This window comes from Paenibacillus sp. FSL H8-0457, from assembly GCF_038051935.1.
GTDB classification, from domain to species: domain Bacteria; phylum Bacillota; class Bacilli; order Paenibacillales; family Paenibacillaceae; genus Paenibacillus_AQ; species Paenibacillus_AQ lautus_A.
On the sequence record NZ_CP150293.1, the window covers coordinates 3,838,432 to 3,860,128 of the forward strand.

Consider the following 21,697-nt stretch of genomic DNA (forward strand, 5'->3'; position numbering starts at 1 on the left):
CTTGATGATTAGCCGCCTGATAGCCTTTGAAGCCAATCATGCTTGCGGGGCTCATGGTTCTATGGACGGCCTTTTCTTGTCCTCATGCCATTGATTCACTTCTGCCGTAATGTCCGCGCCGCCAAGCCGATACCATTCCTCGACAAACCGGTCGAATTGGTCGACGGGTTCACCGAGGATGATATTAACGAAGTAATCATGCTGAAGATTGTCCAGAATGTTTCTTCTTTCGATCATGGTTTCGGTCGGAGCGCCGGCAAATGCATCGAATAACAACTGATCGTTTTTCTCGTATTGGTCCAGGATACTCATCGCACCGGATGACCCGTAGATTTTTTCCCATCCCCAGCCGGATTCGCTGTCTTCTTTCTTATCCATATATCGAGCGATTCGGTCTTGAATGAATCCGGACTCACCTTGTAACTGTGACGTCAATCCTTGTTGACGCGCTTCGGCGATTTGCCGGTAGGCTTTGAGGTTTTTATCAGCAGGGAAAGGAGTCACGGGAGATAGACCCCACACGGGCGAGGAATCGTTGTAGTAAGTCCCGTACTCGGCCGTTTTGCCCCAATTTTTTTCAAGATGCAAATTGAACATTTTCAGAATCGCTTCCGGGTGAGCAAAATCCTTTTTTACGGCGTAAAAAGAACTTGTGGTGAATTTAAGCGGAACCATTGGCGCCTTGCCGGAGTCAGTAACAATGGGAAAAGCCTGCCACTCTGCATCCGGATCGCCGCTTCGGCTGGATTGAAACAAGAACGCTCCCCATTGCTCTCCATAGGCCATTCCGATCTTCCCATCGGCTATGAGCTGTTTGGCTTTGCTTCCGTTTTTAAAAATGAATTCACTCTCGATTTCATGGTTGCGATACATATCCTGAAGCGCTTTGAGCGCCTGTTTCACTTCGGGCTGAATGCCTCCGTATACGAGTTTGCCGCTCTCGTCTTCAAGCCATATGTTTGGGTAAGCTCCATAACCGGCCATGAATCCGGTTAAACCCATGACGGGGTCCCACAAATATTGGGTAGCCGCTATTCCATAGGTGTCCTGTTGGCCATTTCTGTCGGGATCCTGTTCTGTAAACGCTTTCGAAATTGCCAGGACATCATCCATCGTTTGCGGAGGCAACAGCTCCAATCGGTCCAGCCAATCCGTTCGAATCCACAGAAACATCGCCTTTTCGATAGAGGAATCGGTCTCTGGTATGCCCATCAGCTTGTCACCGATTATGCCGGATTCCAGGGTGCCGCTCCCTTCCTGACGATGAACTTGCCGAGTCAACGCTGAAGCATATTCCTCATAAGCCTGCGTCAGATCCTGGATCAGACCGGCATGACTTAATTGCCTGAGCTGCTGGGCATTGACCTTGACGATATCCGGAATGTCCCCTGAAGCCAGCATAATATCCAGCTTTTTGTGGTATTGTTCGCTTCTCACAGCCCATTTGTATTTGATTTGAATGCCAAGAACTTGTTCGTACAACTGACTCCAGCGATTGTCCTCCAGCGTTTCATCAGGCAATGCCTTCAGAATATCTTCCAAGCCGTCGCCGATTTCTCTAACAAGCGTGACTTCGATCGGCGGATGATAAGCGCTTAATGACTTATCGTTGTATACGCCCTCCCCGCGTGTTTCCGGCCCCCGATTGTGGTCGATACCGCTGCTTTGGTGACAAGACGCCAGTGTTGAACCAAACAGTAAAGCGCTTAGCATGACCTTGGATAAGTTCTTTACGATGATCAGCAACAGATAACACCCTTTCCTATCGATTAATTGTATTATTATACTTTAAAGGCCCCGGCCCACAATAAACATTTTTTTACTTTCCATCCCGTTATTTACTTGTTGCTGCATGCAAGCAAAAACCGCCATCCCCTAGATTCGGGGTGGCGGTTTTCATCTTGAAATGTTAGCCTACGATACCGGTACGCTCGATACTTTCCACGAAGTATCGCTGGACGAACAAATAAATGACGATCAACGGAAGGATGGCCAGCAAGATGCCGGTATCCTGCACCATACTCAAATAAAAAGGGTCTGCCTTCGACGGATCACCGCCCAGCATAATGGACAGATTGTACGGCAGCGATGAAAGCTGGGTGGACATGACCTTGCTTGAAGTCAGATACGTCGTCGTGTAGAAGCTGTCGTTCCATTGCCAGACGAAGGAGAACAACGTCGTGGTAATGACGGCAGGAATCGCGTTCGGCATCATGATGCGGGTAAAGGTGGTTCCGACGCCCGCGCCGTCGATATAAGCGGCCTCTTCCACTTCTTTCGGAATGCCGCGGAAAAATTGTCGGAATATAAAAATGTACAAACCCGCTTTGAGGGAATTGGCCGTCAGCGAAGTCAGAATGAACGGCCAATAGCTGTTTAACAGATTGACGGATTTCCCGGTTATGAGCGGGATCAAGCCCATCAGCGTAAAATCTTTCAGATTCAAGTATATAGGAATGAGAATCGTGGTTGGGGGCACCAGTATCGTCAGGATAACGCAAGCGAACATAAATTGGCTGCCTTTGAACTTCAAACGGGCAAAGCCGTATCCCGCAAGCGCGCAAGAAGCGGCTGTCAAGACCGTCGTCGTCGCCGACAGCGCAAACGTGTTGAAGAGCGTTTCCCAGTAATCCATAATGCGGATGGCATCAAGGAAATTGCTCATCGTAAAATTTTCCGGAATCCATACGACGACCGGTGAATAAAGATCGGCCTTGTCTTTGACGGCCGTCGAGATTTTTTGCAGAATCGGATACAGAATAACAAAGGACAGGCCTGCGATCAATGTTAAACGTATGAAAGACCAGAGCCATCGTTTCCAATGTTCGAGCGATAGCCACCGAGATACCGGCATTGCATTCACCTTCTTCTATTCATGGTAAAAGACTTTTCTGGATACCAAATATGCGCTGATTAATAGGATGATAGTAATGGCTAAGAAATAAATCCAGGCCATCGCTGAGCTAAGGCCGAAATCGAACTGAACGAAGCCCGTGGTACGGATTAACTCTGTCAGCTCATTTCGGGAGAACGAGTCGATAATCGTATAAATCATATTGACCAGAATTAGCGGGCTAACCATCGGAAACGTGATTTTCCAGAAGGCTTCGTAACCCGTTGCCCCTTCCATCTTGGACGCTTCATACAGCTGGGGAGATATCGTCTGGATGCCAGCCAGGAATATGAGAATCTGTACGCCGGATTGGCTTACAATATCATAAATACGATCCACGGCTCCCGTTAAATAGTTTACGATGGTCTCGCTTACGCCGGCTTGAAGCATTAATCGCTCGAGCTCAAAGCTTCCCAAAGCGTTGATCAGCCCTCCGGAACCGGCATTCTGATCATTGATCGCCTGAACGAGGCTGCTGCTTTCCAGGGTCAGTATGACCCCGGAAGCAAGAATGACAGGCAGGAAGAATATCGATCTGGCAAAGGAACGGCCAAGGAATTTCTGATTCAGGACAACAGCCAGAAAGAGGCTGAAAATAACGATCAGGGGCACGTTTACCACCATATTAACAATCGCTTCGGTCAGCATTCGATTAAAGCTGGTGTTGACCGTAAAGGCGGTCACATAATTTTTCATCCCCATTAGGGTAATGCCGATTCCTTCGGAATTCGCGGTTACAGTGCTAAAACTGTAGATCAGGGAAGTCAGCAAAGGGATCAGGAAGAAAAATATAAAGCCGAGAAGCCAAGGCATAACATAAGCAATGCCCCATAAAGCCTTCTGTTTCCCATAGCTCCTTTGCTTTCCCGCCAATCGCTGGGTTATGAATTTCACGGCGCTTCACCACCTGTCACATAGCTTTCGGCTTCAATGGTTAGATCGTCAATCGTCACCGGTACATGATTATAATTCACGATGACATAAACGCCGCTCTCATATATCGTCTTGAATACGCCGTCACCCAATTCGTCATGTCCGATGATCCGATCATGGCGAACCTTTTTCAGAAAAGCATTCACTTCCTCATAGATACGGGCGGCTTCATCGATCCATATCTCGTAATTGGCGGAGAACAAGTCGTTATGCGCTGTGTCCTTTATGTTGTGATTCGGTTCATAGATCCATTGGAAGTACACGCTGGAACCGTACTCCAAACACTTCAATATATACGGTTTGGGATCGGTATACGCAGTCAGATTGTAGGGTGAGCCTGTGTAATCGATATAACCGCGGACGACCATTTGATAGAACGGGATTTCCGCGTCCTCGATTTTAAACCTGCTGCTTGCCATGGGCGCGTGGGTGATATCGGTTAAGAAAGGCAGCGCATAAGCATTTCCTCCGTCAGCCATGACCTGAAGATTGGCATCTTCAATCTTGTTCAGCGCATCCTGAGACAGCTGCTCGGACTCCGTTCGGTCAATTTGGCGGTCCTTGCGAAAATCGCTATCGAGCTCGGCGGCCAGATCACTCAGCGAAACGGCATTTGCGCCGTATTTGCCATAGTCCTTTAAGAAAGCTTCCGTGTAACTACCTATAAACCGCGGCGATATGACATAGGTCGGCGAACCGGTCCGATCCCGGCGATTCAATGCCGGATTGAATGAATAGAGCTCTGCGGGGACGCCTCGGAGCGTTCTGGCCGCCTCCTTCGTTTCGTTGAACCCGGAACCGGACAATGCGGTAAGGATGGCGACATCCGGATATAGCGTTACCCCATTCTCGTTTGCATAGGATAACAGACGCCGAAGTCCCTTCTCTCCCCCTACCTGCTGGTCAACGGAGACGCTGCCAGGTACCTCATGAGCCAGCCCCTTGTTGAACCAGCCGCTATATTTCAATTTGATGTCATGGATTCCACGCTGGCTCATGTCTGTCAGAATACTTTGCGCTTGTTCAAAGGTCGTGAGCGGCTCCAGCGCCCGATAGGGAATTCCTGCAAAATGCTTTTTCTTATAAATGCTGCCTACGAGCTCCAGATAGAACGGCATATTCTCCCCGTTCCTCTCGGCAATTGCGGGAAGACCGCCATGCTGCTCCAAATATTTCCTGTAATAGGCAGCAAGTCCTTGATAGGAAGCCGACTGCTTGCCCACGAAGGCATATCGGACCGTAAAATCGCTTCGCATCGGAGCTTCCTGAAATTTCGGAAGCGAGCGCTGCTGGCCGTTCGCATCCAGGCTTAAGTCGCCTTTGTTGATCACCGTGAACGTCGGGTAAACGTAGTTATAGCTGTTCAGTCTGCCGCTAACGTCGGCATTGATTGTCGCGGCCGGAGCCCCTTCCTCGATGATGCCGATAAATGCCCCGGCTTGACGGATGATTCCGAACACCGGCAGCCTGATTTCCTGGCTGATTTCTGCCGTTTCGATGCGGCTCACGGTTCGGTCCGTTCCGTAAACGTTTTGTTGGTAGGCTGGATACCGGGTCTTGCCGTTATTAAAATGGATCAGCGCCCCCGATCCGTCAGGAATGAAGATCGAGCCTTTTTCTTCCGTTCCCCCGGCACCGAAGAAACTCAGGAACGATATGGTGTTCACCGGATATTCAGCCGGGAAATCGATGCTGGAAACCGGGATCTTGGCGAGCAGACTGTCGCCGTCCAGCGTGTATTCAACCGAAGCATGAAATACCCGCGGTTCAGGCTTGGTCTGATCCAAATGGTTTTCCTCAATGTCGACCAGCAAATCTTCTTCGGTATACCCGGCATCCTCAAAGGCTTTAAGCGCCCGCTCCAGTTGAAGGCCTTTAAGCGCGCCGTCGGACCGGACATGCATCCCCTGTTCCGCATCCTCGGTGTACGCGATTTTCAGCGTTCGCTGGCCCGTGCTGTCCAGCTTGTTTAACAGGTTCTGCTCGAAGCGCGACTTGCTGATCTTCTTGGGCATGTCGTCGATTGTTTTCTTGTCCGAGCCGAACCGGTAGTTTACGCGAACGCCATTTGCGATTTCCTCCATGCCGATTTGTTTATAAGCCACGCTATCGGCGTGCGAATTGACGGAGTTTATTTGTCCGAAACTATTATAAAAATCAAGCTTCAACTGAGAGGACAACAAACTCTTGTTCACGCCTGCAGCCAGCGGATCCGACTCACGCCCGGGAGGATTGCTGTGCCAAACTTCCCCGCTCGCTTTATGCACGACGGCGATCGCCCCCGTCTGATCGTCCGCTAGCAGCTGCAGTTGATCGTTCTCGGCGATGCCTTTCATGCCTTGGACTCTTGGATTGGCGAACGACGCCTTAAGGGTTGAATCGGGTTTAAACGTTTCGGTGAGCCTGTTGACTTGATCGCCAGCTGCCTCATCGGGTCCTTTATCCGTGCATCCGGCCATGATCAGCGCTGTCAGTACACTGGCAGCAAGCAGCATATATCTAGCGAAATTGCCCATTTTTCCTCCTCCTTAAGTTCTCATGACGAATTCTTGATAGATGACGGATATAAAGGCCACGATCTGTTGGACCAAGCTGAAAAACAGCAAACTGATAAAAGCCATGAACCCCATGGCGACCAGGGTCAGCATCATAATTCCGATCGTTTTGGACGGGGAAAACTGATGTACAGTCATATTGCCGATAAACAGCAGATATACGAACCAAAGAACCGCAACGGAGTTGGAAAAATAATAGAAGGCGGTCTCTTGCAGCGAAACGAGATTGCTGAGCCAAATCCATGGAAATTGAATGATCACGAGCGGCATAAGCGCAAAGCAGGTCGACGTGAAAATTTCGACGAATTTGCCTTCTCCGTCCATCAAGGTCGTAAGCGACCAGTTGGCCACGCACCAGAACAATACCGGCACGATCACATACACGATTTCCATGAAGCTGTTCATGGTCTCCGGATTGTACACATGGACTAGAAAACCGCTGTACTGGCTCCCCAAAATGTTCGTAACGGCCACCAGAAACAATACGCAAAATGAAATGATCAACGTGAATTTTCGGTTGCGATCGTATTTCAGGTCCCAATAGCCTTCAAAGGGATGAACCATGAGATTTAGGGGGAATCGAATCCAATCCCTGCTCATGCGGAAGCCCCCTTTCTTCGTTCCTTCACTTTCCGAAGCCTTGCCGCGGCAAAAATACTGATTCCGGCTAAGAACAGCACGGTCATGATCAACGGAAAATGCTCTCTCATGACTTCTTTTCGATATAGCAGGAATGCTTTGGAATAGTTTTTCTGATCCAAACTGCGTTTAAAATGCTTCATGGCGTCCTTATAATCGCCTTGACGAAGCAAGGCTTTACCGATCCCCGCATAGGCAAAATCCAGATTGGCATTCATGGCGATCGTTCGATTAAACAACGCAAAAGCGGTTTCTTCCTCGCCACGGTAATAGCTTTTGACTGCTTCATTCAGCGTTCGCCCGTACTCGGTCGTTCGGAAGACGGTGATTTCGCCCAGCGCTTTATCCAGCACAAGAAAATCCTCGCCGATTCGATCGATGGCGGCCGGCGTATGAAACTGGCCCAATTGGTTCCCCAGCCCGCCGAATACGTACATCAGATGACCGTCCCCGTTGTAAGTGAACACCCGCCCTCGCTTGCCATCGAGAACGGAGTATATCTCGCTGTTTGTAACATCGATATCGATCAGCTTAGAAGGACCTTCGCTGCTGATGTAAAGAATGTCGCCCTGCGGGTCGGAATACCCTGTTCTTCGTAAAATGTCACTGCCTTGCGCGTTAAGCTTCTTAATGTTGTTCCCCCACTGGTCTCCGTTAGTGGCATAGATAAATCCTTCCGAGTCCATATCCAGATTCGTAAACTCCGTAGGCGTAAACATGACCATCTGGCTGCGCTGCGCTTTAGTCGAGATCTGCTTCCAGAAATATTCGATCGGATCGATATAAACGCGATTCGCGCCAATGAAAGTAGTAAACGCCCCTTCGGCGTTGAATTCCATGAACCCGTCAAACACGCCGCCAGCCATGACATAAATTCGCTGTGCATGGTCCATTACGACCCGCACGGGTTCGAATTTAAACGAATCCTGCAATAGTTCCGACTCCGGCGAATCGATGATCTTGACCAGCTGAAAATCCGCATCTAAGTGAACCACCCGCTTGTTACCCGTGTCCGCTACAAGCACATCGCCGTCATCCGTCACGAAAATCCCTTGCGGTTGAAGGAATGTATCCGGCTTGCCCTCTCTCGTGAAGGAATCCACGGTGGTTACCAGCTTTAGATCATGGTCCAGCACAACGATCCGATTGTTGCCTGAATCCAGTACGTATACGCGATTGTCGGCGGCGACGTGGAGATCGCTGGGCTCTTGGAAAGCTCCCGTCCCCAGGTCCGAGCCGCTGATCCATTCGGTCGCCACATAAGCGGCCGGCGCTGCGACGGCATCGCCCCAATAGGAATAATTGTAGGAGTCCGCGGCGCTCTCGGCGCTTACGTTCCCCGTTCCTGCGCCAACCCCCAATAAGCAGCAGATCAAGATGAGGAGAGGCGTTTTCAGTTTGCGCAAGCTGTTGATCAATCTGGTCATGCCTCCTTTCTAATCCTTCATCCCTGAAGTGGCCATCGTCTGCATGACGCTGCTCTGGGAGATGATAAAGAGCGTGATGGGAACGATCATCAGGAGCAAAGCAACGGCCGCGCCGACGCCGGCTCTTGCGATTCCGCCTTCCGTGATCTGTCCCAGCGCGAAGTGTAACGTCTTCAGATGCTCGCTGTATATAAAGCTGCCGCCATCGCTGCCCCAAAGCGCGGGAAATTGCAAAATCATAAGCGTCAGCCAGGCAGGCTTCACGTTCGGCATCACAATGGACCAGTAAATCCGATACTCGCTGGCCCCGTCAATTTTGGCCGCCTCGAGCAGCGCGTCGGGAATTTGCTCCATAAACTGCTTCATCAGGAACAGCCCGAGCGGAAAAGCCAAGGAAGGCACGATGATGGAGGCATGCGTATTGATCCACCCCAGCCAAGACATGACCATATAGTTCGGGATCGCCGTTACATGGGGCGAAAACATCAGGGCGAGCACCACGATGGAGAACAGCGCTTTCGAGCCAGGAAACCGGTATTTGGCCAGCGGATAGGCTGCCGCGGACGCCAGCAGGATATGTCCGGCCGTTCCAATGATGGTGATCAATAGCGTGTTTGCGAAATAGCGCGATAAGGGTACCCAGGAATTCCCCATTAACACCATCAAGTCCAGGAAATTATCCATCGTCGGATTGTTTACGAAAAACCGCGGAGGGAAAATGAACAATTCGTCCAGCGGCTTGAATGCGTTGTTCACCGCGTAAATCAAGGGCAATGCCATGAAGGCTCCGAACAAGGCGAGCAGCGCAAACAGCAAAATGCTAACGGGCAAAGAACGGTTCAGCGTTCTCGGCAGCCGGAAATATCGAATCATTTTCGCAGCCAACGTTACTCACCTATCTTTCTCAACATTTTTTGCGTTAACTTGTTGGTCCCTACCATCAGCAGGAACAGGAACGTCGCAATGGCTGATGCGTAGCCGAGTTCAAAGCGGATCGTGCCGAAATCCATCAGATGGGTTACGATCGTGTGCGCCGCATAGTTAACGCTCGGAAACCCGGCTAGCGCGATGGAGATATCCGCGACCGCGAATGCGGTTGTAATCTGCATGACGGCCCCGAACATCAGCTGCGGCCTCATGGACGGCAGCGTAATATACCAGAGCTCCTGCCATCGATTTTTAATGCCGTCCATCGCCCCGGCTTCGATCAACGACTTGTCGATCGTTTGCAGACCGGCGATAAAAGCCAGAAAGCTGGTGCCCAGGCTGAGCCAAAGCTGTACGATAATCACGATCCATAGAATATAGTTTTCATTCAGAAGCCATTGAATCGGTTCCAAGATAAAACCGGCTTTCATAAGAAATCCGTTTAAATACCCGTAGCTGTCACCGGAAAAGATGATGAGCCAAATGAAATAAACGTTTCCCGATATGGAAGGCGCATAAAAGACCAGCGTCATGAACGCCCGCACTTTGGGCGACAGTTCATTGATGATCCATGCGAATACAAAGCAGGCGATATAACTGACAGGACCGGTTACGACTGCAAACATCAAGGTGTTTTTCAAGGCGATCATAAAGATATCGTCATTCAGAAATAGTCTCGAATAGTTTTGCCAACCGACGAACCTCGGAAATTCCAGCATGTTAAAGTAAAAGAAGCTTAGGGCAAAGGAAAAGACCACCGGAATGACCGTAAACAGAAAGAAAATAATCATATACGGACACATCAGCAAATAGTAGTGCTTGCTGCGTTTCAACTCACTCATGAAGGAAACCCAACGGCTGTTCCTCTGCACATTCGATTTGGGGCTCTTCACGGTTTGAATTCCTGGTTCTCCTTGCATCGTCTACCGCACCTCCCCTGTTAATATGGCAAATTGAACTCCTTTCGCTTGATCTCGATTTCATCGTTAATGTACAAAATATAATCGGACAAGGCTTCTCGCGGATTTTCGCTGGCATTCACTACTTTTCTAAACGCATTGTCCAAATGCCTGCCCGTGAAATATCCTCCTGGCACTTGCGGAATTCCTCGCACCCATCTCCATTGGTTATTCAAATTTCGGTAATCCTTCACCGGCCATGGCAGCTCCTCCAGCGCTTCGATGTTGGCCGTCGGATAGCGGGCCGCCTCACCCATCAAGCCTTCCATCTCTCGTCCATACGCAATTTGCGTATCCTTGCCGGTCCACCACTTCAGAAATTCCCAAGCGGCCTCTTTGCTCTTCGAATTCTGAAGCAGCATGACGGCGGTCGTATGGCTGGCAACCTCGTGGTTTACGGTGCCGTCCCCGCGTTCAGTGCCCGGCACGATCGTGAAATCCCACAGTCCCTTAATCTCGGGGGCCATAACCGTCAGCATGTTGTACGTCGTGTAATCCGCAATCCCGATCGGCATCTCTCCGGTCCGGAAACGGTTCGGAAAATCCGCTTGAAGCGGGAACTTGTAGCTGGTATAGAACTGCGTCCACTTCTTGAAGGCTTCCATGGAGATGTCGGAATCGAGCGCGCTCTTCGTATCGTTATCGCGGTAGAACTGCCCGCCGTTCTGGTACAGCAGCATCGCGAACGTCGCATTCGGGACCAGGCTTGCATTGGTGGCTTCCAGCGGCAAATAAAATTCCATGTTGTGCTTCTGAAGCACGGATATCATGTCATAGATTTCTTGCCAGGTAGCGGGCGGCTTTAAACCAAGTTCCTCCAAAATATCTTTCCGATAGAACAACATCGGGAAGGTTTGCTGCTCAGGCAAGGCGTACACCCCGCCGTTATATTTGTAAGGCTCCAGCCCGCTATCGCGGAACCGGGTGGCCACCTGCTCGAAATCATTGAATTTCGTCAAATCGGCAGCAGCGCCCCTCATCGCGTAGTTGACCGGCACATCCTCGCCGATTTGCATGGCGACATCCGGACCCTCTCCGGCAAGCGTAGCTGGCAGAAGGATATTTCCCGGAACAAGCCGGAGATGCACCGGAATGCCCGATTCAGGCGTAAACGTGTCGTCGATCAATGCTTTCAGTACTTGGGCCTGATCGCGTCCGGTCGTTACCCAAACGGTAATGGCGTCTTCTTCATCGCCGGCGTTGCCGATCGTGTCATAGTCTTCCGTGTATGAAGCCACGTAAGCGCCTAGCTCATGGCCCGTTATCTCGAGAAACGACGCGTCCGGTTTGGGCAGCTTGCGGTCCGGCGAGTGAATGATAAGGTAATCGAGCGAGATGGGCTGCTCTTTAATCTGCAGCATCCAGGTTCCCAGACCGCCTACGTTCACTTTATACGTATCCAAGCGCTTCGCGACGGTTTCGGGATTATCGGCAAGCTCGTTCAGCTGGTGCACCATCGAATGCAGGACGGCTACCTTGTCGCTTCGCTCGCCCGTAGCCTCTTCCAGGTAATCGGCCACGCTCTGAATGATTTCGGCCTGCTCGGCGAACACCTCCACCATATCCGGAATCCGCTTCTCCAATTGATAATCGCGGAACGGGTCCGGCGTATTGGAGGTGATCATCAATATTTTCCGGTACATTTCATTCAGTTCCAGCACGCTGGATTCAATCGTTTGCAAGAGAGGCGCAATCTCGCCAAGAGACACCATCATTCGGATCCGGTGCGTGCCTTTGGTGAAATGGAATAGATAAGGCTCTTCCACTCCCAGCACATTCATCTGCCAATCGCGGTCGTAATGAAAGCGGATTCGTTTCATTTCCTGAAAGGGAAACTCCCCGTCAATCATAAGGCTGCGGGTGGCGAATACGCCGCGGAGCTGGTCCTGCTTTTGCTTTAAGGCGATTTGGTATAAACCGTCTTCTTCCACTTCGAACTCCCATTCGATCCATTGCCCAGGCAGCTTCCAGTTGACGCCTCCGATGGTGTTGACTCTGATTTTGGAAACGTCGTACGGCACCACGGTCGGGCTGGATCTGTCGGATGTTGGATACAAGGTCGGCGACGATTTCCGCTTGGCGTCCTCCGCTTGGATCAGAATGTACTGATCCCGGCTCGGTTCCAAGCCCTCGGACTCATATTCATTCGCCAGCTCCTCGTACGTTCTCAAGGCATGATCCTGGTAGAGCTCGATATAATCAATGGCCATCGGCTCCCGCAAGGACGTTAGCGTAAGCTTCTGCTTGCCCCTGTCAAAATAAAAGGAATACGGCTCATCATAATAGCCATACCGATCGGAGAGCGGCGCAAGCTGCCATGAAGGCTTTTCGACCTGCCTTGGCCGCAGATCGTTTCCCCGGTTATCCTGCCTGATTTCTTCGTCCCGATTTCCCCATACCCTGTCGAATAGCACGATATCCGCACCTTTGAAAGGCACCTCGTCATTGATAGAGAACTGTCTTTCGATCGCCGAACTCTTCCCTTCAATCGGATAATAGCGAATTCGGACATGATATAAGCCTGGCTCTTCCACGTTCACCTTCCAGGAGATGGAACCCGTCTCTGGCGTGATCACGGATTTGCCTTCGGAACCGTGTAATTTCTCCGCGATCTCGAATCCCTTCCCAGCGGTTGATACAAAAGACTCGCCTTCGATGCGGACAATGCGGTCCGGACGGTTTGCCGATGCATGGGCTTCTAAATACTGGCTGTACCCGTCCTGCCCTTCCGTTTCCGTGATCGCTTCAAAGTCGGCGGTCGCTTGAACGGTGCCTTGGTTTGTCGATTTCGAAGGGTAGAAGGCCCATAGAGACAAAAAAAATAGGACGATGACAAGTATGGCGCTGCCGAAACGCTTGTTCCTGGTGTTCAATTTCTCTCCCTCCCACACGGTTAATCCATCCAATGATCGCCCCTGCCGCAGCAATGAGCTCCGCAGGGACGATCGGTCTTCGGCTAATATTCAAGGTCAAGGACCATATACTTCGTCGATGGCCGCTTGAAACGTTGACTTATACTTCTCAACAACGGTGGAAACGGATATCCCTTCATTCAGCTCCCCGACGAAATCGTAGTACTTCAAATTCGGGAATGTATTGTGGTCAAGAATAATCATATTTGGCGCCACCATCTTGGCGTTGTTCAAGTCATCTTCATTCGAGAATATCGTTTCGTACGAGCCTTGGTCCGGATAATCGTATACGGAATCAATGTCGTTGATTTTCTCCCAGATATACAGCAACTGTTCAGGATTTTCGACTGCTTTCGGAATGGTAAGCGCCTGGAAGAGTGCTTCGGCAGAGTGGTATTCCGTTGCGTTCGGCCCTTTTGGAAAAGGTACGAAACCGATGTCGTAATCCGGCATATCCGTCTGCAAGCCGCTCATCTCATAGAGGGCACCGGCGTACATTAATGTATTGCCTTGACGAAAAAATTGCCCTGGCTCCGTCCAGTCGCCGCCCTCGGTAGGTCTTGCTATTTTCTCGGTAGCAATACGAGAAATGAATTGAAGTGCATCCAATGTTGCAGGATCATCGAGATTTTGCTTATCTTCTTTGGTCAGCCCCGTATTGTTGGAATACAAGGCATGGTCCATGAGAGAGGAGTTTGCTAGCCCCCAAGTGTCCAGCTTGCCATCGTTGTTCGTATCTTTGTTGGCTTCCTTAGCCACTTGGATGAATGTTTCCCAGTTCCAGTTATCTTCGTTCACGTACTCTTGAAGCGGCTTTAAGCCAAGCTGGTTCATAAGTGTACGATTGTAAAAGATGCCTTGAACCAGATTTGCCTGGTTTTCGGTAAACCCATACCCCCTGCCTTTATACGTGTAGTATTCCTTCGTAACCTTTTGATTAAAGGCGATGGGGTTCTGGGTGTATTCGTCGATCGGCCAAAGCAGATCCTGTTTAACCAAGGTAGGCACCGTATAGGTTTTGCCAAGTCGAACGATATCGCCGATCGGCTCACCGGCTATCAGGGAAGCGGTAACTTTCTCTTGGTACTCGCCATAATCGATCGCCACGTACTCCACTTTAAAATTATGCTTTTGCATCAGGTCTTCAAGGTTCTTCTTGCGCTCGATATTGTCCGGGGTATCCTCCGGAATCGTCATATCCCACCAAGAGACGATTTTGATGGTCTTGCCGCCTAAATCAAAATCCATATCCGGCGTTCTGTAGACTTCTTCCTCGCCGCTGTTTTCGGTCTCGTCCGTTCCCTTCGACGTCTCGTTTTCAGTGCCGCTATTCGTCTCCGATTCCACGGTTTCTTGGTTGCCGCTGCTTGGGCTGCCTGAGCCTCCGCTGCAGGCTGCAAGCAGCAGCGCCAATCCTAATAACAGAACCATTAATTTGCGAACACACATCTTTAATCCCCCTCAACGATTGATGTTTGGTCCATATTCATCCAAAGTTTAGCGCTTACATTTCCATGCAACAACCTGGGGAAATCGGGATGTTCAACCTGTGAAACGCTAGATAGCCAGCTTGTTCTGCGGCATGTTCACCGATCTTTATAACCCAGCTATGAAAGAAGTAAAGAACGGCTAGCTATGCAAAGAAAAGCACATTGTGAAGAACGGGATCAGGGCAACATAATGTAAGCGTAATCATTTTGAATGATATTCCGTTTAAGGAAATGTACGGGAGGGAGTCAACATATCTAAGATGCTGTATATCAATCTGAGTTGCTATTCCGAAAGCGACATGCTTCGCCTGCAGGATTGGGGCAAATGCGGGATGAACATAGACATCTGCGAACATGATTGCGACGCATCGCTGCATCTGATTGAGGAGAATGGCTATTCGCTGACCGTCATCAACATGAACGGCAAACCTAAAGAAGGGTTGGAACTGTGCGGTCGGATCCGGAGGATCAGCCGATTGCCCATCATCGTCATCGAGGATGCCATGAAATTTGCCGTTATTCGAAAAGCGCTGCAGCTTCAGGTCAGTGATTACTTGCCGAGCACGTTGCCGGCTGAGGAACTGGTGAAGAGCGTAGCAGCTATAAAGGCGAACCATCACCGCACTGAGGATGACGTGATCCACAGAGTGAAGGAATATGTAGGAAAAATGCTTCACGAAAATATTACCCTGAAAGACTTATCGAGCAAATTCCATTTCAACCGCTCCTATCTTGGTCAAAAGTTCAAGAACCATGAAAATATGAGTTTTAACGAATATTTGCTCATCCAGCGCATGGAAAGAGCGAAAATATTGCTGGAGCAAACGGATCTCAAGGTTTACGAAATTGCGTATGAGGTGGGCTATACGGAAATCGACTGGTTCTATAAGCGATTTAAATCCTATACCGGCGTAAGCGCGAACGAATATCGGAAGATGGTCGCCTCCTAACGCCAAAAGTCCTTGGTTATCCAAGGACTGTCCCCCTTTGACCGGCCGTTTTGATGCTGCCAGGCTTTGACACCGGGACCCACCCAGGGGTTGTCCGTACATCGAGTTGGGGATACACAGTACGTTCGAGTTGGCAACGGCTTGCCAAGCATGTCAACTAGAGCGTCGTGCATGTTTTATGTTATTAACGCCTGCAGATGAGAGCAATAATTTCATAACTTTATGCGTCTGTCGTTTATTATTTGACTTTTTAGGGGGCTACATAAACTACAGAATAGTACATTTCGGTTCGTATTGTTTCTTTCAGAGTACTAATCTAAAAAGGCAACTGATCGCTCTGACCAGCTGCCTTTTCTTTATTTACTTTCGTTTCCCGTGAGCGTAACATGATTAATATTCGAACCTACCGTGCAAACATTTTAGAATCGAATCTGCACATTCTTCTGAAGAATTTACGTGTGTGTTGACAGTACAGTCGTACTGTATATCTTTTGCCATCAATTTGTCTTGCCAGTCTGATTGATCTTCAGCTCTATCTCCACGTTCAATATTTCTTTGGCGACAAATTTCCAAGGGACAAAACACTTCAACCATATAAAAGGGGTACCCAGCAAATATGTCCTTAACTTTTTCATAATGCGGCTTTAACTCAGGTCTTTCTACCAAGATGCCATCGATAAGCACATTTTTACCATGGTCAGAAAATAGTTTGGCGGTATGATACATCATAATAATGGCATCACTTAAATATTTCCAATAATCTTCTCGAAGATAGTGATCGCCAATTGTATTTTCAAAAAGATCGTTTGCAACAACATAATAAAACTCGTTCGATTTTAATTGAATAGCGTCTACAATAGATGTTTTTCCTGAACTGGTTACTCCGTTCAAAAACACGATTTTCCCTTTGCTCATCTCTAATTCCCCAATTCGTTCAATTTAATTACAGTTTAACAGTTTCAACGTATAAACAGGATTGAGAAAACAATTATAATTGAACTATGAGTAATGAAAATGAAGCAGCTGCCAACCGGCAAACTGCTCCATCTGTTTTCCTCAACTATCGTTTCCCATTAGTTCAGATAAGTTAAATCTAAATAACATTAGATTCATTGTTTACCACTATTATATCGAATGTTGTCGGTGGACGCAGAACTGTAAAATAGTAGTCCTCAGCCGAGTCCCATCGAAGATGCCAATCCAAATCGTCGGTACCCTCCCTAATATCATGCCTATGACGGCGAATTTCGGGTGGTACATCCACAAGTACTGTAAGATGGTTAACATCGGGTAGTTCAAGGAGGGAGCTATAAATACCATCAAGGATAATTACCTTTGAAGGCTCAATCGTCACCAAGTTCGATCCCAAGCTGTTGCCAGATAAAAAGTAATAAGGATAGTATTGGGCTTTCCTACCTTCTAACAGAGGCAATAATGCTTCATTAAGCATACGTTGCCAGTCAATACAACGACGGCATTTTTGCTCCAATGAGTATGTATCCCAATCGTTGTCAGGGACAGTTGCATCAAAAAAGTCATCGCAGTGAATCACTGCTGCACCTAACTGCGAGGTTACCCCAGCAGCAAGTGTAGATTTGCCTGCCCCACTTCCTCCGTCCAATGAAACTACTAAAGGATATTTATCATTCATATGGAGATTAATTGCAGAAACAATTGACTGAACGGCATTAAATGAATTTTGTGACAAATGGCTCTTTTCCAAATTTAACACTTCCAAACTTTCAAAGGGATTTTAAGCTAGTTTCTACCGATTTCCTCCCATTCACTTGAGATTCCGTTGTTCCCGTCCATATATTAAGTTATAATGAACCTCTATGATGATAGATATTCAACTTATACTTATTCTATCTTGCTACCGGAGGAATTATGAAACTAGTTGCTTTTTTTCCTTATCGAAATGATGTAAGGAAGATCCTGATCCCTTATTTAAACCAATTGACGGAAGAACAGTGGTATGAAACGCATCCCGATCATCCCAACTCTATCGCCTGGATCGTTGAGCACATCGCGCGCAGCGAAGACGAGTGGATTAACGTGATTAGTTCTAAGGGAAAATGTCAACTTCCGCAGTCTTTGGAGCACTCGCAGCAAATTTTACAGGCCTATATCGACATTCGGAACCAAACGGAGTTCAAGCTCAATTCCATGGTTTACGATGAATATGAACCAGCCATACAGCTCCCTCGTTTTTCAGACGGTTGGGAACCGCCTTCGGCGCCGACACTGCGATGGATTTTCCATCATGTTTTCGAGCATGAGTCGTACCATGTCGGTCAAATCGGCGTCATCGCACGTTTGAACGGATTCTCCGGTCCCCTCTTCTGAACGTAAAAACCATTTTGTCTTATAATGGTAAAGCCCTTTGCTACCCAACATCGGACTAATCCACCACTGCTTCATCTGATTTCTCATCAGGAAAATGATGCTGAAAATGACTTTCCGACTCTCCTTCTTCGACAGTTCACTTTAGCTTATCCAGACCTTCAAGTTCCGGAAGGCCCGCTTCTCAACGTTTCTAGAATAAGATGATTTATATTCAGTGGTTGTTAAAGTTAAGGAAGGTGAAAAATAGCCATGCGTAAAAAAGGTAGGAACGTAACAGGTATTGTATTGGCCGTAATTTACTGTGTTGTTCTTTTTGAGATTTTAATTGATGCACCCCCTGGTGAAGCTCCAAATAATCCGCCTTGGGCATACGCAATGATTCCACTTGGAGCTGTTGCAATCACCTTTCTCTTTGATTATGTGATCAAGTTCGATTTCTTCAAAAAAAAGAAAGAGTGAATGGGATGCGATAAATGACAAAATTAAATATGGATAACACATTTTGCGGAGTTCTCCTTTGATTGTTGAACTACCCGGATCGATGATGCTTGCTATGCCGAAACTCCCACTATGGTTTTTTAGCCCATGTTCTTGTGCCGCGGCAATCCTTGAACATATACCGTTAAAGGACAAGACCCCTTTCCCGCACTTGCCCCTTTTCGCCTATCACCTATCCAATGTTACCAGGACGAGAGCTCTGTTCTTTTCCACTTGTTTTCGGTAACGCAAACATATACATAATCGTCGTCCCATGCTATCTGACCCTGACTACAGGCAACTGTGGATGAAGCAGGCGTAAATTTGTCCCGGATTCGAAGCATATCCCCGTTTACATCTAACTTGGTATCGGGGTCATTCGTACCTAAACCGACATTACCGCTGCTGCGCCTTATGGTTAGCGGGGAATCAACGACGTTGCCGTCATCGTCATAACGAACGAACTGCATGTCGGCTCCGGAATTGTCCCCCGGTTCTTCGGAACTATCTGCCCGAAGGGCCCATCTCGTTATCGTCTCATTTTCCTTGCCGGCTACACTGAACTGGATATCCCGGTTAGTCCCTTTTTCCCCTGCGACTCGCAATATGCCGTTCATTACATTGAAGTTGGAAGAATGCGTACGAATCTCGCTAACGTCAGTATCGTAAGGAATTTCAAACCGGGTAAACAGTTGGTTCGGATATTCCCCCGTTGGCGACATCGTCGTCTCGAATGAGATATGCTTATGGTCGTGCTGATCAGGATTGTTAGCCTTGTCATGCGATATGATCGCCGTTTTGTTCATTCCCTTCTCGTCGAGCCACACGATTGCAGGTTTAGCCCTTTCCGCCGTCCATTGAAGCCGAATCAGATCAGACTGATGCCCTTCTTCCTCAACCCACCTCTGATCAGTAGACATATGCAGTCGGTCATTATGTGGTACGCGAATATTGTTATCGGATTGTTTGAGTTCGCTTAGGGTGATCTCCGATTCTTGTTTCTGAACGGTACAGCCAATGCCCAACAAGCAGATGCCGCCTACTATCATCATAATCGTCCTAATGTACTTCAAAGCGTTTCCCTCCGTTGTCGTAAATTCGAACTTGTTACGTAATAAGACTGATCGTATTATATTCAACAGAGGTCGTATACCCATTTCATCAAACTTCCCGGAAAAATGATTCTTTTCGTCTATACAATCAAAAGAGCACTCCGCCAGAGAGAAAGTCCTATAAATTACACAAACATAATCCCACGAGGGATATAACCGAACATGATTGTTATGGATTCACGAATGTATGATCATCCATATTAGCTTGTTCAACGTCCACCCAATTTGCATTATGCATCATCTCGGAAGAATCCCCATGAAATGCCTTCATGGCTTCCTGATCATCAAACAGCCGATATCTCATCCAAGCCGTCAAGTACCCCCGATGATTGCCACCATTACCTTCAATCGCTGTATGAGCAGCACCTTTCGCCATCCCCATCATAACTGGCGTGCTTGCATGAGTATTATGTAAGGCTAATTGATTCGTTGATACCGGTGATATTATGAAATCTCGTGTACCTCCCATAATGAGAAAAGGAACGGTAATACGTGCTGTATCGTACACATCTTCTGGATCACAATGCTTCAAATCCGGGAGAGCGATGGAAACAACCGTCTTAATCAACGATCCACTTTTATAGTTGGTATGTGCATTAATGACCCCTGTAGCCCCTTGAGAATGTCCAGCTACACCAATATGTTCCATTTGTATTTTTTGATAAAACAAGCTGTTTGCTTGTTCGTTTTCATTTTTCAAATAATCAATAGCCTCCACAATTTCTTTTCCTGTTCCTGTTGTCTTGCTGTACGAATCTATTACTATGAATCCCCAGCTAGCTAGATGAGTTAAGAGCTCATCATAACGATCTGGCGTGGCATCTGTTCCATTCCCCCATGAAATAATAGGATAGGATTCGTCTTCTTGAAATGCCGGGTAGTATATTCTAAATAAAGCCTCCCCGCTCATTCTCTTAACTTCTTCTACCTTTACATGATAGCTTCCTTTCTGCGCATACCTTTGCTCAATGCTTCCATCCGCAAGCTCTGGTATATTTGAATGAATGATGATTTGCATGAAAATAGTTATTGGAACTGCAACGATCAGGACTAAAGCTGACAACCATAAAATCCACTTTCGTTTTTTCAGAACCGACATATACGTGACCTCACGATAGACTACCGATTTCTCTATCGTCTTCTCAGTTAAAGTATGAAACTGAATGGATATACGTTAAACTTTGGAATGTTTCATTTCAGCTCTATGCTTTCGAAAATCTTTGGGTGTTCTTTCGTGGTACTTTTTAAAAGACTGAATAAAATGATTGACATGATTGAAGCCTACCCTGCGGGCGATCTCGGTTATGGTGTCGTCCGTTGATATTAATAATTCGCTGCTTTTCTTTATCCGGTACTTGATCAGGTACTCGTAGGGGGTCATATGAACCGTTTTTTTAAAACATCGGGTGCACTCCGAGATGCTCAGATGCGCAACATCGGCAATTTCTTGCAGCGTTACAGGAAACGAGTAGTTTTGATGTATGAAGCTAAGCATGAATTGCAGTCTCTCCTGTTGCCGCTTCACGTGTTTTGGTGCTTCCACGGGAGAGACCGACATATTGGAGATCAAGATGTACCATAGCTGAACGGTTTGAATCGAAATCTCATATTCCCATCCCCAGCTTTTTTTTATATTAAACTTCTTTCTCATTTCCCAAAGCAGGTCCAATACCTGCTTCTCCCACTCCGCATCTCCTGTGATCACGAGCGAAACGAAAGAAGAATTGGTAAAAGGGAGCACATAATTTTTTTCCATGGCACTGTCCGCGTGGAAGGCGAGCAGTTTCTCAGGAAAATTGAAACTCACATATTGACCGTCATGCGTTAGCTGCGTCGCCACATGAAGAACTCCCTTGTTGATCAGAATCGCCTGGCCGGTTTTCAGCTCATGATCCATCCCATTTACTTGAATACTCAGTTTTCCTTTCGTCACCAACGTGATCTGCAGATCTTCGTGCCAATGCAGATCGTTGAATCCTCTGCCTTCGGGAATGCTTTTATGAAGCGTATGCGTGTACATGATATAAGGAAACGAATCGTCGGGATACAAAATAGTTTCATGCAGCGGCTTAGCGAT

18 protein-coding genes are annotated in these 21,697 nt (G+C 48.0%); 3 read left to right on the forward strand and 15 right to left on the reverse strand.

The window, feature by feature from the left end; all coding sequences use genetic code 11:
• Positions 1–51: 51 nt before the first annotated feature.
• The 10 genes from MHI43_RS16825 to MHI43_RS16870 all read right to left on the reverse strand — a co-directional run bounded on the left by MHI43_RS16825 (position 52) and on the right by MHI43_RS16870 (position 14,694).
• Positions 52–1,746, reverse strand: coding sequence for an extracellular solute-binding protein (locus tag MHI43_RS16825; protein ID WP_036660580.1), 1,695 nt, complete (start codon positions 1,744–1,746; stop codon positions 52–54).
• A gap of 163 nt (positions 1,747–1,909) precedes the next feature.
• Complete coding sequence (locus tag MHI43_RS16830) at positions 1,910–2,854, reverse strand: carbohydrate ABC transporter permease (RefSeq protein ID WP_028404889.1); 945 nt, start codon at positions 2,852–2,854, stop codon at positions 1,910–1,912.
• Positions 2,855–2,869: 15 nt separating this feature from the next.
• Positions 2,870–3,787, reverse strand: coding sequence for a sugar ABC transporter permease (locus MHI43_RS16835; protein ID WP_015735530.1), 918 nt, complete (start codon positions 3,785–3,787; stop codon positions 2,870–2,872).
• Positions 3,784–6,342: a DUF5696 domain-containing protein gene (locus MHI43_RS16840; protein WP_036660583.1), complete on the reverse strand. Its 2,559-nt coding sequence runs from the start codon at positions 6,340–6,342 to the stop codon at positions 3,784–3,786. The genes MHI43_RS16835 and MHI43_RS16840 overlap by 4 nt, the downstream gene beginning before the upstream one ends.
• Positions 6,343–6,354: 12 nt before the next feature.
• Positions 6,355–6,981 carry a Yip1 family protein gene (locus MHI43_RS16845; protein WP_036660584.1) on the reverse strand — a complete coding sequence of 209 codons (627 nt, stop codon included), beginning with the start codon at positions 6,979–6,981 and terminating at the stop codon, positions 6,355–6,357.
• Positions 6,978–8,438 (reverse strand): hypothetical protein, encoded by a 1,461-nt coding sequence (locus MHI43_RS16850; RefSeq protein WP_036660585.1) that lies wholly within the window; start codon positions 8,436–8,438, stop codon positions 6,978–6,980. Before MHI43_RS16850 ends, MHI43_RS16845 begins: the two co-directional genes overlap by 4 nt.
• 18 nt (positions 8,439–8,456) lie before the next feature.
• Positions 8,457–9,320, reverse strand: a complete 864-nt coding sequence (locus MHI43_RS16855) for a carbohydrate ABC transporter permease (RefSeq protein WP_175495229.1) — start codon at positions 9,318–9,320, stop codon at positions 8,457–8,459.
• A 14-nt stretch (positions 9,321–9,334) separates the two neighbouring features.
• Positions 9,335–10,216: a sugar ABC transporter permease gene (locus MHI43_RS16860; protein ID WP_235201681.1), complete on the reverse strand. Its 882-nt coding sequence runs from the start codon at positions 10,214–10,216 to the stop codon at positions 9,335–9,337.
• A 98-nt stretch (positions 10,217–10,314) separates the two neighbouring features.
• Complete coding sequence (locus MHI43_RS16865; RefSeq protein WP_036660586.1) at positions 10,315–13,206, reverse strand: extracellular solute-binding protein; 2,892 nt, start codon at positions 13,204–13,206, stop codon at positions 10,315–10,317.
• 96 nt (positions 13,207–13,302) lie between these two features.
• Positions 13,303–14,694: an extracellular solute-binding protein gene (locus tag MHI43_RS16870; RefSeq protein ID WP_036660587.1), complete on the reverse strand. Its 1,392-nt coding sequence runs from the start codon at positions 14,692–14,694 to the stop codon at positions 13,303–13,305.
• A 301-nt stretch (positions 14,695–14,995) separates the two neighbouring features.
• On the opposite strand from MHI43_RS16870, the gene MHI43_RS16875 reads away from it, so the two are divergent.
• Positions 14,996–15,685 carry a helix-turn-helix domain-containing protein gene (locus MHI43_RS16875; RefSeq protein WP_015735538.1) on the forward strand — a complete coding sequence of 230 codons (690 nt, stop codon included), beginning with the start codon at positions 14,996–14,998 and terminating at the stop codon, positions 15,683–15,685.
• A gap of 390 nt (positions 15,686–16,075) precedes the next feature.
• Here MHI43_RS16875 and MHI43_RS16880 read toward each other — a convergent pair whose 3' ends face one another.
• Both MHI43_RS16880 and MHI43_RS16885 read right to left on the reverse strand, forming a co-directional pair.
• Positions 16,076–16,600 (reverse strand): AAA family ATPase, encoded by a 525-nt coding sequence (locus MHI43_RS16880; RefSeq protein ID WP_036660588.1) that lies wholly within the window; start codon positions 16,598–16,600, stop codon positions 16,076–16,078.
• A 178-nt stretch (positions 16,601–16,778) separates the two neighbouring features.
• Complete coding sequence (locus MHI43_RS16885; protein ID WP_036660589.1) at positions 16,779–17,408, reverse strand: hypothetical protein; 630 nt, start codon at positions 17,406–17,408, stop codon at positions 16,779–16,781.
• A 233-nt stretch (positions 17,409–17,641) separates the two neighbouring features.
• Between MHI43_RS16885 and MHI43_RS16890 the strand changes: the two genes are divergently transcribed.
• A complete protein-coding gene (locus tag MHI43_RS16890; RefSeq protein WP_341283137.1) occupies positions 17,642–18,031 on the forward strand; it encodes a DinB family protein in 390 nt (129 codons plus the stop codon).
• A 249-nt stretch (positions 18,032–18,280) separates the two neighbouring features.
• The gene (locus MHI43_RS16895) at positions 18,281–18,490 is read left to right on the forward strand and encodes a hypothetical protein (RefSeq protein WP_036660591.1); all 210 of its coding nucleotides are present in this window, start codon (positions 18,281–18,283) and stop codon (positions 18,488–18,490) included.
• Positions 18,491–18,711: 221 nt separating this feature from the next.
• Here MHI43_RS16895 and MHI43_RS16900 read toward each other — a convergent pair whose 3' ends face one another.
• From MHI43_RS16900 to MHI43_RS16910, 3 genes are all read right to left on the reverse strand, one after another.
• A complete protein-coding gene (locus MHI43_RS16900) occupies positions 18,712–19,581 on the reverse strand; it encodes a hypothetical protein (RefSeq protein ID WP_036660973.1) in 870 nt (289 codons plus the stop codon).
• A gap of 208 nt (positions 19,582–19,789) precedes the next feature.
• Complete coding sequence (locus MHI43_RS16905; RefSeq protein WP_036660592.1) at positions 19,790–20,719, reverse strand: alpha/beta hydrolase; 930 nt, start codon at positions 20,717–20,719, stop codon at positions 19,790–19,792.
• A gap of 75 nt (positions 20,720–20,794) precedes the next feature.
• Positions 20,795–21,697 (reverse strand): AraC family transcriptional regulator, encoded by a 903-nt coding sequence (locus MHI43_RS16910; RefSeq protein WP_036660594.1) that lies wholly within the window; start codon positions 21,695–21,697, stop codon positions 20,795–20,797.

Coding starts and splice junctions, on each gene's coding strand:
- MHI43_RS16845 (WP_036660584.1), bottom strand. CDS start 6,981: ATGAGCAGGGATTGGATTCGATTCCCCCTAAATCTCATGGTTCATCCC.
- MHI43_RS16830 (WP_028404889.1), bottom strand. CDS start 2,854: ATGCCGGTATCTCGGTGGCTATCGCTCGAACATTGGAAACGATGGCTC.
- MHI43_RS16875 (WP_015735538.1), top strand. CDS start 14,996: ATGCTGTATATCAATCTGAGTTGCTATTCCGAAAGCGACATGCTTCGC.
- MHI43_RS16840 (WP_036660583.1), bottom strand. CDS start 6,342: ATGGGCAATTTCGCTAGATATATGCTGCTTGCTGCCAGTGTACTGACA.
- MHI43_RS16905 (WP_036660592.1), bottom strand. CDS start 20,719: ATGTCGGTTCTGAAAAAACGAAAGTGGATTTTATGGTTGTCAGCTTTA.
- MHI43_RS16860 (WP_235201681.1), bottom strand. CDS start 10,216: ATGAGTGAGTTGAAACGCAGCAAGCACTACTATTTGCTGATGTGTCCG.
- MHI43_RS16855 (WP_175495229.1), bottom strand. CDS start 9,320: ATGATTCGATATTTCCGGCTGCCGAGAACGCTGAACCGTTCTTTGCCC.
- MHI43_RS16895 (WP_036660591.1), top strand. CDS start 18,281: ATGCGTAAAAAAGGTAGGAACGTAACAGGTATTGTATTGGCCGTAATT.
- MHI43_RS16870 (WP_036660587.1), bottom strand. CDS start 14,694: ATGTGTGTTCGCAAATTAATGGTTCTGTTATTAGGATTGGCGCTGCTG.
- MHI43_RS16880 (WP_036660588.1), bottom strand. CDS start 16,600: ATGAGCAAAGGGAAAATCGTGTTTTTGAACGGAGTAACCAGTTCAGGA.